General features: G+C 42.1%; 15 protein-coding genes. 11 read left to right on the plus strand and 4 right to left on the minus strand.

Annotated elements, in window-relative coordinates; genetic code table 11:
* The first annotated feature begins 9 nt into the window (after positions 1-9).
* On the plus strand, positions 10-786 hold the full coding sequence (fabI, locus tag MHH56_RS15360) for an enoyl-ACP reductase FabI (RefSeq protein WP_076269326.1): 777 nt from the start codon (positions 10-12) through the stop codon (positions 784-786).
* A gap of 121 nt (positions 787-907) precedes the next feature.
* On the opposite strand, the gene nagZ is transcribed toward fabI, so the two are convergent.
* Entirely contained in the window at positions 908-2,173 is a 1,266-nt protein-coding gene (nagZ, locus tag MHH56_RS15365; RefSeq protein ID WP_339209135.1) for a beta-N-acetylhexosaminidase, read from the minus strand.
* Between the two features lie 137 nt (positions 2,174-2,310).
* On the opposite strand from nagZ, the gene MHH56_RS15370 reads away from it, so the two are divergent.
* The 7 genes from MHH56_RS15370 to MHH56_RS15400 all read left to right on the plus strand — a co-directional run bounded on the left by MHH56_RS15370 (position 2,311) and on the right by MHH56_RS15400 (position 8,821).
* Positions 2,311-3,510 (plus strand): oxalate decarboxylase family bicupin, encoded by a 1,200-nt coding sequence (locus tag MHH56_RS15370; protein WP_339209137.1) that lies wholly within the window; start codon positions 2,311-2,313, stop codon positions 3,508-3,510.
* 174 nt (positions 3,511-3,684) lie between these two features.
* Positions 3,685-4,233, plus strand: a complete 549-nt coding sequence (locus tag MHH56_RS15375) for an 8-oxo-dGTP diphosphatase (RefSeq protein WP_339209138.1) — start codon at positions 3,685-3,687, stop codon at positions 4,231-4,233.
* 19 nt (positions 4,234-4,252) lie between these two features.
* Entirely contained in the window at positions 4,253-4,948 is a 696-nt protein-coding gene (locus MHH56_RS15380) for an HAD family hydrolase (protein WP_339209141.1), read from the plus strand.
* Positions 4,949-5,065: 117 nt separating this feature from the next.
* Entirely contained in the window at positions 5,066-5,815 is a 750-nt protein-coding gene (gene hisA, locus MHH56_RS15385) for a phosphoribosylformimino-5-aminoimidazole carboxamide ribotide isomerase (RefSeq protein ID WP_339209142.1), read from the plus strand.
* Positions 5,816-5,873: 58 nt separating this feature from the next.
* Positions 5,874-7,661, plus strand: coding sequence for an ABC transporter substrate-binding protein (locus MHH56_RS15390; protein ID WP_339209144.1), 1,788 nt, complete (start codon positions 5,874-5,876; stop codon positions 7,659-7,661).
* 142 nt (positions 7,662-7,803) lie between these two features.
* Entirely contained in the window at positions 7,804-8,400 is a 597-nt protein-coding gene (locus tag MHH56_RS15395) for an aminoglycoside phosphotransferase family protein (protein ID WP_339209145.1), read from the plus strand.
* Positions 8,381-8,821 carry a hypothetical protein gene (locus MHH56_RS15400; protein WP_339209146.1) on the plus strand — a complete coding sequence of 147 codons (441 nt, stop codon included), beginning with the start codon at positions 8,381-8,383 and terminating at the stop codon, positions 8,819-8,821. Before MHH56_RS15395 ends, MHH56_RS15400 begins: the two co-directional genes overlap by 20 nt.
* A 56-nt stretch (positions 8,822-8,877) precedes the next feature.
* Here the strand turns inward: MHH56_RS15400 and MHH56_RS15405 are convergent, their stop codons facing one another.
* Genes MHH56_RS15405 through MHH56_RS15415 form a run of 3 tightly spaced genes read right to left on the minus strand, consistent with a single transcriptional unit; the run spans position 8,878 to position 9,996 of the window.
* On the minus strand, positions 8,878-9,156 hold the full coding sequence (locus tag MHH56_RS15405) for a hypothetical protein (protein WP_339209147.1): 279 nt from the start codon (positions 9,154-9,156) through the stop codon (positions 8,878-8,880).
* A complete protein-coding gene (locus MHH56_RS15410) occupies positions 9,128-9,343 on the minus strand; it encodes a hypothetical protein (protein ID WP_339209148.1) in 216 nt (71 codons plus the stop codon). Before MHH56_RS15410 ends, MHH56_RS15405 begins: the two co-directional genes overlap by 29 nt.
* A gap of 26 nt (positions 9,344-9,369) precedes the next feature.
* Entirely contained in the window at positions 9,370-9,996 is a 627-nt protein-coding gene (locus MHH56_RS15415) for a hypothetical protein (protein ID WP_339209149.1), read from the minus strand.
* A 228-nt stretch (positions 9,997-10,224) separates the two neighbouring features.
* On the opposite strand from MHH56_RS15415, the gene MHH56_RS15420 reads away from it, so the two are divergent.
* The 3 genes from MHH56_RS15420 (at position 10,225) to MHH56_RS15430 (ending at position 12,470) form a co-directional block, all read left to right on the plus strand.
* The gene (locus MHH56_RS15420) at positions 10,225-10,620 is read left to right on the plus strand and encodes a GNAT family N-acetyltransferase (protein WP_339209150.1); all 396 of its coding nucleotides are present in this window, start codon (positions 10,225-10,227) and stop codon (positions 10,618-10,620) included.
* 33 nt (positions 10,621-10,653) lie between these two features.
* The gene (locus MHH56_RS15425) at positions 10,654-11,367 is read left to right on the plus strand and encodes an alpha/beta hydrolase (RefSeq protein ID WP_339209152.1); all 714 of its coding nucleotides are present in this window, start codon (positions 10,654-10,656) and stop codon (positions 11,365-11,367) included.
* Positions 11,368-11,501: 134 nt separating this feature from the next.
* Complete coding sequence (locus MHH56_RS15430) at positions 11,502-12,470, plus strand: ABC transporter substrate-binding protein (protein ID WP_339209154.1); 969 nt, start codon at positions 11,502-11,504, stop codon at positions 12,468-12,470.
* The last annotated feature ends 138 nt before the right edge of the window (positions 12,471-12,608 follow it).

Here is a 12,608-nt window from a genome sequence, read left to right on the forward strand (position 1 = left end):
AGGAACATCATGTCTAACTTAATGAACAACAAGGTAATCGTAATTATGGGTGTAGCCAATGAACGCAGCATAGCTTGGGGAGTAGCTAAATCACTGCACAATCAAGGTGCTAAGCTGGTTTTCACTTACCGTAAGGAAAGATCATTGGAAAAACTCAAAAAACTGCTCGAGCAGCATCAAATAGAAGCGTTGGAAGCCGTTTCCTGCGATGTGCTTGATGACAATAGTGTTATTGAGGCATTTAAGCAATTGGAGCAGAAGGTTGGCGTTATTCATGGCGTAGTTCATTCCGTCGCGTTTGCTGAGAAGGATGAGCTGCAAGGGGAATATGTAGACACAACAAGAGAAGGTTATTTGCTTGCGCAAAACTCCAGCTCCTACTCGTTAGTTGCCGTTGCGCGTGAAGCGAAGAAGCTTATGACCGAAGGCGGAAGCATCGTTACGCAAACGTATATCGGCGCAGAACGAGTGGTAAAAAACTATAATGTTATGGGCGTTGCGAAAGCCGCGCTTGAAGCCAGTGTAATGTACCTCGCTGAGGATTTGGGCAAATATGGCATTCGTGTTAACGCGGTATCTGCAGGTCCAATTCGGACGCTTGCTGCAAAAGGCGTTTCAGGCTTTAATGACATTATGTCCACGATCGAAGAAAGAGCGCCGCTTCGTCGCAATATAGATCAGGATGAAGTTGGAGATGCAACGATGTTCTTGCTTAGCCAGTTGTCGAGAGGCATCACAGGGGAAGTACTTCACGTGGATGCCGGTTATCACATTCTTGCTTTGTAATTCGTTTAAATAAAAAATGGCTCAGATCTCATAACGAGGTCTGAGCTTTTTTTATGGATGTTTTTACTTATACTGTAGAGTCGATTTGAACAATAGGTAGATCTGTCTCCTGCAATTCACTTTATTTTGATTGAATAGCGGCTTTGATTTGAAGATTGACAGCTTTTACATCTATAGAAGGTAGTGTTTTATCTTCAAGCTTATACTTTTCTTTTAATCTTAAAATGCGATAAACGCTTTTATCCAGCATATCCCTCGAAATAACGCCGTCGCGTGCACTTTTTTTGAGCGATTGGAGGACGGATAGCTGCGTTTTGTAATCATGTCCGATGAGGATGATATCACTTCCAGCCAAAATCGAGGTGACTGCAGCTTTCCCAACATCAAAATGCTCCGTTATGCCGCCCATCGTCATATCATCAGTCATAACGACTCCTTCATAACCTAGTTCCTCGCGCAATAATTTAGAAATCATCTTTTTGGAAAGGGAAGCAGGGTAGTCTTTATCGATCTTCGGAATTAACAAATGGGCAATCATAATCGCATCGGTATCCTGCTGGATCGCTTCGACGAATGGAAGCAGCTCAAATGCCTTAAGCTCTGCCAAGGATTTATTCACGACAGGCAGATCGAGATGAGAATCTACTGAAGTATCGCCGTGTCCTGGAAAATGCTTGACGACTGCAGCCACTTGCTTAGACTGAATGGCTTTCATCGTTTCCAGGCCATGTGTAATGACTGTTTCTGCGTTGGTCCCGTAGGATCGATTGCCGATGACAGGATTTTTTGGGTTGCTGTTAATATCTAATACAGGCGCAAAATCCATGTTAAATCCGATGGAGCGAACTTCTTCACCAAGAGCTTGTCCAATTTGAAATGTGTAATCGGTATTGCCAGCTTTACCAACCTCAGCGGGGGGAGGAAGCTTAATGTACTCTTCGGGCATACGATTCACTTTTCCGCCCTCTTGATCGACACTTAGCCATAGAGGTGTTTGGTTTTTTTGATTGGTTTCTTTTAGCTGATTAAGCAGTTTTAATATTTGTGCTGCATCGTTCATATTGTCCTTATACAAAATAAATCCGCCAACCCGGTATTTTTCAATCAGCTCTTTTGCCTGCTTATCCATTGAAGTACCTTCAAGGCCTACGATGACCATTTGGCCGATTTTTTCATCTAAAGTCATGTTGGCGATTTTTTGTTTAAGCGGATCATTTTGTTCCGCTGGCTTGTCAGTCGATCTGTCAGTCGGTTTCGGACTAGGCATAATCGTTGGCTGGTCACTTGGACTTATTGTTGGTGATGGAGATGTTGAAGTGTTACCCGTGCTGCAACTTGAACAAATGATTAAAAGGGTTAGTAGTGTAACTGCTTTTTTTATCATCATAAATTCCTCCCTCGTTGCATGATCACCTTTATTGGCACGACTTATGCCTGCTGACAATTTGAATATTCCTCATTTTCCCATCATAAGCTGTATAGGTTATGAAAGCTACTACACATATTTTAAAATCGAGGAGGACTATGATGGAGGATCATCCCCAAGATCCAAATAACAGCACAGTTATCCCTCAGCCCATTCGAGCAAGTGATGGAACGGGAAATATAGACCAAGGTCCGCGTGATATTATGCGTGATATTGAAAACCCGAACATGCTCGTTCCCCCCGTTACCGATTCGGGTTTGCTTCCTAATTTGAAATTTTCATTCTCGGATACACATATGCAATTAAACAAAGGCGGCTGGTCACGCGAGGTAACGGTTCGAGATTTACCGATTGCAACAACTCTCGCGGCAGTCAATATGAGTCTCACAGCAGGCGGCGTTCGGGAGATGCACTGGCATCAGCAAGCCGAATGGGCTTATATGCTGCTTGGTAAAGCGCGAATTACTTCAGTTGATCAAGCTGGACGCAATATGATCGCTGACATTGGTGAAGGAGATCTTTGGTATTTTCCAGCTGGCATCCCTCATTCCATTCAAGGGCTTGAGGGCGGCTGCGAATTTTTGCTTGTTTTTGATGATGGCACCTTCTCTGATTTGAATACATTATCCATCTCCGATTGGTTTGCACATACCCCAAAAGACGTGTTGTCTGCAAATTTTGGCGTTCCCGAAAGCGCTTTTCAACATATTCCTTCCGATCAGGTTTATATTTATCAAGATAAGGTGCCAGGGTCGATTGAAAGCCAAAAGGTGCAATCTCCCTATGGTGAGGTTCCATCTCCTTTTACACATCGCTTGTTGGCGCAGCCACCACTTAAAATTCCTGGCGGAAGTGTGCGGATTGTGGATTCCTCGAACTTTCCCATCTCGAAAACGATTGCTGCTGCCCTCGTAGAGATACTACCGGGAGGAATGCGTGAGCTTCACTGGCATCCAAACAACGATGAGTGGCAATATTATCTTGCTGGACAGGGTCGAATGACCGTGTTTGCTGGAAACGGTGTCGCTCGAACCTTTGATTATCGTGCTGGTGACGTTGGATACGTTCCATTTGCTTATGGACATTATATCCAAAATACGGGCAGCCAATCACTTTGGTTTTTGGAGATGTTCAAAAGTGATCGCTTTGTTGATGTGTCATTGAACCAGTGGATGGCGCTAACTCCGTGTGAACTGGTTGAAAGTAATTTACATGTCGGTCCGGAGCTGATGGATGCCCTGCGCAAAGAGAAATGGCCTGTCGTAAAATATCCAAACTTCTCCTATAAACCGAAATAAGCAGATATGATGATAATGAAGATTTTCTAAAAAGTGATTTCATGCTTTTTGGGAAATCTTCTTAATTTTGTGGACAGGTTCTCTTCTAAAACAGCAATGTGGTAAAGTATAGCTATGATGATAGGTAGGAATAGTACAAATTTTATATAAGAACACGAACATAGGAGAACGATCATGCTGAAATATAATATTTGTTTTATTAAACGCTCAAATGAAATATTATTGCTTAATCGTGAGAAATCCAGCTGGATGGGCTGCTGGAATGGGATTGGCGGCAAGCTCGAAGCGCAGGAGTCTCCGAGGGAAGCGATGATTAGAGAGATTGAAGAAGAAACGGGTATTTGTCATTACGATTTGCATTTTAAAGGATTAGTTACCTGGTCTGGCGATAATTTTGATTTTGGCGGCATGTATGCGTATATAGCGGAAGTGCCGGCTTCCTTTGAATATGCGACACCTAAGAAAACAGATGAAGGGATTTTAGATTGGAAAACATTCGAATGGATTATGGATAAAAACAATGTCGGCATCGTGTCCAATATTCCAATCACACTGCCTATGATGCTGAATGAAGCCAATAGTTACGATCATCATTGCGTCTATAGAAATGAGAATTTAATCGATATTATGCATAAAGAGATTTCTTTCAGCATCGAATCAGATACTTCTAGTAGAGAGCTATATTTAAGCAGTTACGCGATCAAACAAGAATCGCATAGATAATGAATGTACAATAGAGAGGATGAGTCGATTGATTAAAGCGTTGGTCTTTGATTTTGACGGTCTTATTATTGATACGGAAACGCCATCTTATTATGCTTTTCGTCAAGTTTATGAGGAGTATGGAGTAGAGCTGCCTGTGTCGCTGTATGCCAAATGTGTAGGGACGTCGCTGGATCAATTTAACCCTTATACTTATATTGCCGATTGTGTAACAGAAACGATAGATTTAGCAGCTGTTAAAGCAAAATTCAAAGAAGTATATACAGAGCTTCTTAAGTCAGCTGATATTCGCCCAGGCGTGATGGACTACTTGAATGAGGCGAAGCGAATGAATCTCAAAGTTGGTCTCGCATCCAGCTCTCAGCTTTCTTGGATAAAGCCATATTTGATTAAACATCAATTGGATCATTATTTTGACAGCTTCAGTACGGCTGATGAGGTCGAAATGGTCAAACCTAATCCGGAGCTGTATTTGCTGGCGCTGCAGAAGCTTGGAGTTGAAGCGAGTGAAGCGATTTCATTCGAGGATTCTTTAAATGGCTTTTTGGCAGCTAAAGCAGCGGGACTAAATACTGTGATCGTTCCAAACGAGCTGACGAAGGATTTTGCTTTCATGGATTATGATTTACTGATTCCTTCAATGGCAGATAGAAGCTTGTCTGAGCTTATTGAAACGATAGAATTAAAGGCACCACGTATAGTGGAGAAGCGTTAAGTATAAGTAATATATACATCAAGATTGTGCAGCATTGTTGATTTACATAAAGGATTAGGTTATTTTTCATATAAGAGAATATTCATACTTACAACATACAGAATTGAGGAATGAAAATTGAAATTTAGACCTTGTATCGATTTGCATGACGGTAAGGTAAAACAAATCGTCGGTGAAACTTTGAATGCCGAAATTATAGAAAACTTTGTATCCAAACAAGATTCAGCTTATTATGCAGAACTTTTTAAGAAAGACGCGCTTACGGGCGGCCATGTTATTATGCTCGGCGGCGGAAACGAGGAAGCGGCAGTTCGGGCTCTTGCAGCATATCCAGGCGGCTTGCAAATTGGCGGTGGTATTACTGCAGATAACGCTGCCTTTTATTTGGAGAAGGGCGCATCGCATATTATTGTGACCTCCTATATTTTTAAAGATGGTCAGCTGAATGAGGATCATCTTGCAAAGATCGTCGCTGAAGTGGGGAAAGACCGTTTAGTAATCGATCTAAGCTGCAAGGAGAAGGACGGGCAATGGTTTGTTGTGACGAATCAATGGAAGCAATTCAGCGAGTTCGTTGTTAACCAACAAAACATCTCATTCCTTGAGCAGTATTGCAATGAGTTTCTTGTTCATGCTGTTGATGTGGAAGGCAAGCAAAGCGGCATTCAGCAAAGTCTCGTTCGTTCATTAGCTGATTGGGTAACGATTCCGACAACCTATGCCGGCGGAGCAAGGTCGATTGCGGATATGGATCAATTTAATGAGCTTTCAAACGGCAAGCTGGATTTAACAATCGGAAGTGCGCTTGATATTTTTGGCGGGCAATTATCCTATGAGGAAGTTGTTGCCTACAGTAACAAGGCTTAGAGAGAAAACAGCAACGAAGCTGGCTAAGTGAGACTTCGTTTCCTAGGTGGTGTTAAGGATGGATGTGGAAGAATATTATTGCAGGTTAAGAAACACTTTTCTAGCAAACCCAGAACGCGAGCCTATTTTTTTATCCATGGAACGGATCTGCGACATATTGTCTTGTACACGCAGAAATGTACAAATACTTTTAACAAAAATGATGGAAAAGAGCTATATCGAATGGTTGCCCGGTCGTGGCCGCGGAAATCTCTCGCAAATCGTATTTCTTGTTTCATACCGTGATATCGTACTCGGCAAAGCGAAGGGGCTAGTCGAGAAAGGGAAGATCAACGAGGCTTGGAGCATGCTCGAGATGCTTCAGGATCCAGCTGTGAAATCCGAAATTATGACATGGTTGTCTGAATTGTTTGGCGTGAAGCGGGATATGGAGGAGAAGGATATACTGAGGTTTCCCTTTTATCGTCCTCTCTTGCGCTTAGATCCTGCTTTCGTCTGTCGCCGCATGGAGACGCATTGGATAGAGCAGGTTTTTAATACATTGGTCAGATATTCAAATCAGGATGGTAAATTCCACCCTCAGCTTGCTCATTACTGGGAAAGCAACGTTATGAAAACGAGCTGGACGTTTTTTTTGCGCAAGGGCGTTCGTTTTCACAATGATAAGATAATGACCTCGCGAGACGTCGCATTTACTTTTCAAAGACTGCTCACAAGCTCGCCTGCGGAGTGGTTAACGTCCAAGATAAAGGAAATAAAAGAAACGAGCAAGTACAGCATTACCTTTGAGCTAAACGAGCCTAATGCGCTGTTTCTTCATTTCCTTTGTACGGAACGTTATTCCATTGTACCTGAAATGCTCGATGGTACTGGTTCTGATGAGCAGTTTGCCGTCATGCCTATTGGGACTGGACCGTTCAAAATTACCAAAAACAATGAGTCTATGCTCGTTGCAGAAGCCAATGAGTATTATTTGGAAGGTTGTCCTCATCTGGATCGCATTGAAATGTGGGTGTGGCCAAACTATGAGGAAAATCAAGAGCAGCTGCAGTCGGACGGTGAAGATCAACTGGTTTATTTTGAAGCGCAAATCAAGGAGAGTTTAAGGCCAGCGCTGGCCCAATTGGAGAAAGGCAGCACTTTTATTACCATCAATACAGCTAAAAAAGGCATCACACAGCAAAAGAAGTTCCGCCAAGCTTTGCACTTCGGAATAGATCGGCAGCAAATGATCCACGAATTAGGCGGCATTAGGCACCAGCCTTCAACCGGCTTTAATTTAGAGGATACGGATAAGGTTTTCTACAACGATTATGATACGCAACTAGCGGCAACATTGCTTGAAGAGTCAGGATATAAGGGCGAGACCATAACGCTATATACTTATGAAATGCCTGCGAATGATCAAACTTCGAAATGGCTGCAAAGGGTATACAAGCATTTAGGCATTTCAGTAGAAATCGTAAAGCTTTCGCTCGAAGAGCTTGCTAATCCCGAAATCATAATTAAAGCGGATATGATACTTAGTGGGGAAGTACTCGGAGAGCAGCCCGATATTTCGCTTATTGAGATGTATATGTCAAAGAACAGTTTTATTACGAACCATTTGGGTCCGGTTGACAAGATGAATATCAATCAACAAATTTCGAATTGTTTGCGGTATGAGAATTCAGATATTAGAATGGGTTATTTAATAAGCATACAAGAGGAGCTCAAACGAAATTTCAGCATATTGTTCTTATATCATAGCCTGCAGATTGTAGGACATCATCAAACGCTGCAAGGAATTTCGTTAAACGCATGGGGTAAAATCGATTATAAAAACGTCTGGTTAAGAAATACGTGATGAATAGATCGTTTTTATTTGGATTTGCGAGGTGGGATTATGAACGAGCAGGAGCTCATCGACAACATTGTCAAAGGTATAGACACCCTTCATGGCAGCAGTCGAATTTCAAAAATAAATAAAGGTTATATATACAATTGAATTGGAAGCGGGCCAAGAGCTTGCTAAGATGCATAAGTGGCATGCTCCTGCTTCAGTCTTGTCATGGCATGACCGTAAGCTTGCAAAGCATAAAAGCTATATCGAGCAATATATGGCTAGTGGGGCTCGAATGAAAGACGATGCGAAGATTCTATCTTTTATTGAACAAAATCTGTATCTGATGAAGGATCGGCCAAACGTTTTTCAGCACGATGATTTCCATGTGGGCAATTTAATTGTAAAAGAAGGCAGATTAGCAGGCGTCATTGATTTTAATCGATGGGACTGGGGAGATCCGGTACATGAATTTCTGAAGGCCGGGATGTTCAGCAGTGAAATCAGCATTCCATTTACGATGGGTACGATTAAAGGATATCATGGCGATCAAGAGCCTGATGAGAAGTTCTGGACCTTATATTCTCTTTATTTTGCGATGACGATTATCTCCTCAATCGTTTGGATATTGAAGGTGCGGCCAGCTGAGCTGCCTATTATGGTAGAGAAGCTGGAGCGAGTGTTAGAGGATCATCATTATTTTGACAGCATAGTTCCACGATGGTATTTGGAGGTTCAAGAATATGAGACCGGATCATTATAAGCTTATGTACGAATTTGTAAAATGGGCAGGCGGACATTCGCATATTACTGGAATTGCGTTGGTTGGGCCTTGTGCGGACGATGAGAGTGAAGAGGATTCGAATTTAAGTTTTCTTCTCGTTACCGAGAAGAAGCAAAAAACAGTAGATGCCATTTTATATCAGTTCCAATACGAGGCTATAGAGCAAGCGACGAAAGAGGAATATGCTTTGCTAACCTCTCTAAAAATAGAGTATGCAAGTGGAATCGAAGCTGACTTTGGTGTTGCAGATACCGAGTGGCTGCATAGGCCTTTGGAGCAGGGATTGGGTGACTTGTTAGTGCAAGGCTTCAAAGTCATTTGGGAACAAGAAGAGATGTTCGATGATATTTTGAGAGCGATTGCTAGACATGCTGTTGAACTAGAGAATGGGGCTCTTTAATAAAAAGCAGGCTGTACCTAATGGTCAAAAACCTTTAGATCCAGCCTGCTTTTTTATTAAGAACGAAATGTGAAAGAGACTAGCTCAGCTGTTAGTACATATTTGGTTTCTAACGCAGTTGTCGTAATGGTCAAAAAGTTAGCGTTAAAAGCCATCAACTGGCCTTCTTCATTTCCAGTTGAGGTCGTTATATAAATAATGCTGCCAATATGGCGCTTGAGTAAACTATAAATAGCAGTACCTGGAAGAATCTGATTTCCATTTGAAATAATAGACATCGCAAGCCTACTCTCTTTAGAATCTTGTTTATGAAACTGCTGGATTCTCGTGGACATAAATAATGTTTGCATAAAAGATTCGCAGCTCGTAAAGAAAGCTATCTTGATCGAAGGAAACGAGTATAAAATCATTACCAACCTGATCGAGTCTTCCGATTACAGCAAGCTGACCAAAGCCATTTGTCATGACAAACACTTCTTTGCCGAGTAATGCGATCAAATCGCCCGAAAGCGTTGTAGACATGAGCACAAACCTCTTCTCATAGGGAGTTATGATATTGTTTCAATGTTCGTGATGAAGGAAAGCGGGATGAACATCAAAGTGCCTGCGACCGTGTTTAATTGGACTAGTGTCGATTGCACGCTGATTACTGTTCCAGTGAACCCGGTCGGCTGTCCCGGTGTCATGACATTAATGATAGTGCCAACAATAAGGTAGCCGTTAAGTAGTGTAATGAGTTCTGTAAAGTCAAACTCGCTTGACGGACCCGGGGGACCTTGAACGCCTTGAGGACCCTGAAGGCCCTGCGGTCCTAATGGACCGGGAACGCCTTGTGGTCCTTGAATGCCTTGAGGACCAACAGCTCCAGCCGCTCCTTGTGCTCCTGCTGAGCCTTGAGGACCTGTAAGACCGGTTGGACCGGCAGGGCCTTGCAAACCTCTTTGCCCACTTGGACATCCCTTTTTCTGTACATTAAGGTGGCAGCGATCGGTCTTTCTGTTTTTGTGTTTCCGCACAACTTTAGGCTTACATTCCGTATTGCTCAGACTGCCATTGCTATGTTGTAAGTGCAGCTTGCCATGAATAACGACATTTCTCTTTTTACTCACTATTTTTTTCCGTTTTTTGCTCACAGTCTGAAGCTGCACTGTGGGTGATTTTGCAGAAGCTATCAAAATATAATCCCTCCTATAAAGCTATTGCTCCTATATATGTATTTCTTTTTGCCAGAAAAGGGACTAGGGATTACCCCAATTATGCTAGTGAAGAGGATAGATAGGCGTATTTTCATAGTTTTCAAAAATGATTTCAATGGCAAAAGGGATGATAAAAACAATCTACCCTAATATGAACTTAAGATGTATAATCATGGGAATCAATAAGCAAAGGAGAGAGGAATAGTTATGATACATTATCAGAACGATAAAAATTTGTCCGCGCAAGACTTGTCGCAAGTATTTGCGAGCTCTGGGATTAAAAGACCCTATCAAGATTTAGAACGCTTGCAAAAAATGATCGAACATGCAGATATCATTATTAGTGCATGGGACGGCAATAAACTGGTCGGAATAGCGCGGGCGATTACAGACTATTCCTATTGCTGCTATCTGTCTGATTTGGCAATTGATCACGACTACCAAAGATTAGGCATCGGCAAGGAGCTGGTAGAGCGACTTAGGCAAACACTTGGTGCGGAAGTGTCACTTGTCTTGTTGTCTGCGCCTTCAGCTGTCGACTATTACCCGAGAATTGGATTTACCTCTACGGATAAAGGCTTTGTTATAGCAAGAGAACGTTAAGTCTAATTAGAAACGTAGAGAGGGGGAGAGTCAGTGATCGAATCGAAAATCGCTATAAATCAAGATGTTCAAATTCATTACTTAGATTCAAAACCAGATGCAGATCAAAAATTAACCCCATTAATCATATGCCCAGGGTTATCGGAAACAGCTGAAGAATATGAGGATTTATTGTTATATTTATTGCCTCGAAGAGCAATTGTTCTCTCGTTCCGCGGGAGAGGACAAAGCGATACGCCGTTTAGTCATTACGATCTAAAAGATCACATAGCAGATCTTTCAGCTGTTGTTGAAGCTGCTGCCGTGGATCGCTTTCATCTGATGGGATACTCTCGCGGTGTATCTTATGCGCTTGGTTATGCTCAAACGAACGAGCATCACTTAGAATCACTTATTTTAGAAGATTATCCTGCAGAGCATAAACAAATGTCGGCGGAATGGCGTCACGATTATATTTTTAATTATTTGAAGCCGATGAAGCGGAAAGAGAAAATAAGAGAACAAGCGGTTATCGGCATTGAACGGGACTCTTCACAGCTGCAGCTGGATGTGAAGCTTAAACTGCCTGTTCTTGTTATGAGAGGGATGCTAGAGGGATCATTGCTTAGCGATGCGGATCTAATTCATTACAAGCAGTTGTTCAGCAATATAACGGTTAAAGAGTTTTTTGAGTCCGCTCATAATATTCGCGGTACCGAAAAGGAAGAGCTATATCAAACAATCGAACAGTTTATCGAGCATCGTTAGAAAAAGTAGGACGGTTGCGGTTCAACTTGAAAACCCAGTTGACAATGAAAATGATAATTGTTATCATTAGATGACTTTTGAGGTGAAACTATTTTTACTTCACAGCCATATATCGTCTTACAGGGGGAACTATCGTGAGTAACCGCAACAAGAGATTTGTACTTGTATTTATGAGTTTGATTGTCCTATCCATTTGTCTAGCAGCTTGCGGAGGTAATAAAACAAATAATACACCTGCTGCTACAGTGGCTCCAACAGATGCGCCAACAGATAGAAAACTAACAGATGCATTAGGTAACGAGGTTACCATTCCAGCTAATCCTCAGCGCGTCATCGCTTCTTATTTAGAAGATCACTTAGTAGCTATAGGCATTAAGCCAGTTGCTCAGTGGTCCGTTCCTAACGGTATTCAAGATTACTTGCATGATTCACTTGCTGACGTTCCAACTATACCGTATGATCTTCCATTCGAAGCCGTAACAAGCTTTGAACCAGACCTTATTCTTATGGCATATGATGCGAATGTGGAAGGCGATAAATTTGCGCAATACTCCAAAATTGCTCCAACCTTCACCATTGGCAATAAATTGATTGCTGACTGGCGTGCTACTTTGCTGAAAATCGGAGAGGTTTTTGGAAAGAGTGCAGAAGCGCAAAAAGCTTTGGATGAGTATGATGCAAAAGCGAAAGCTGCTAAAGAAAAATTGCAAAGCGCAATCCCAGGTGAATCAGCTGCAGCTCTTTGGTTTGTACAAGGCAACTTTTATATCGTAAGTGAAAAGCTATCGAGTGGTGATCTTCTTTATAATCAATTAGGTTTGACTGTTCCAGAGGTTGTAAAAGAAGTTTCTGCAACAGGAACGGGCAACTGGAACGCCATTTCGCTAGAAAAACTAGCTGAACTTGATGCTGACCATTTGTTCCTCGTTAACAGCGGCACAGATGCGGATTCGCAAGCATTAAGCGATCCAATCTGGAAAAACATCCCTGCTGTGAAAAACGGTAAAATTTATGAGTACCCAAGCACATCAAGCTGGTTGTACGCAGGTACGATTGCTTACTCGCAAGTCATTGATGATGTATTGGAAAGCATTGTGAAATAATAGCAGTAGAGTTGAACAAAGGGCTGTACCTCCGTGCGAATTGTGCATTGGGGTACAGTCCTTTTCTCTGTGGCATGCCTTCCGTACCTTTTGAAATCCATGTATAATCATGGAAGATAGGACACTGGACAAGGAGTT

The organism is Paenibacillus sp. FSL K6-3182, assembly GCF_037976325.1.
GTDB lineage: Bacteria > Bacillota > Bacilli > Paenibacillales > Paenibacillaceae > Pristimantibacillus.

Bases quoted from the DNA above. Each gene is read 5' to 3' on its own strand.
- fabI (WP_076269326.1), top strand. From the start codon at position 10: ATGTCTAACTTAATGAACAACAAGGTAATCGTAATTATGGGTGTAGCC.
- nagZ (WP_339209135.1), bottom strand. From the start codon at position 2,173: ATGATGATAAAAAAAGCAGTTACACTACTAACCCTTTTAATCATTTGT.
- MHH56_RS15370 (WP_339209137.1), top strand. From the start codon at position 2,311: ATGATGGAGGATCATCCCCAAGATCCAAATAACAGCACAGTTATCCCT.
- MHH56_RS15375 (WP_339209138.1), top strand. From the start codon at position 3,685: ATGCTGAAATATAATATTTGTTTTATTAAACGCTCAAATGAAATATTA.
- MHH56_RS15380 (WP_339209141.1), top strand. From the start codon at position 4,253: ATGAGTCGATTGATTAAAGCGTTGGTCTTTGATTTTGACGGTCTTATT.
- MHH56_RS15390 (WP_339209144.1), top strand. From the start codon at position 5,874: ATGGATGTGGAAGAATATTATTGCAGGTTAAGAAACACTTTTCTAGCA.
- MHH56_RS15400 (WP_339209146.1), top strand. From the start codon at position 8,381: ATGAGACCGGATCATTATAAGCTTATGTACGAATTTGTAAAATGGGCA.
- MHH56_RS15405 (WP_339209147.1), bottom strand. From the start codon at position 9,156: ATGTCCACGAGAATCCAGCAGTTTCATAAACAAGATTCTAAAGAGAGT.
- MHH56_RS15410 (WP_339209148.1), bottom strand. From the start codon at position 9,343: ATGTCTACAACGCTTTCGGGCGATTTGATCGCATTACTCGGCAAAGAA.
- MHH56_RS15420 (WP_339209150.1), top strand. From the start codon at position 10,225: ATGATACATTATCAGAACGATAAAAATTTGTCCGCGCAAGACTTGTCG.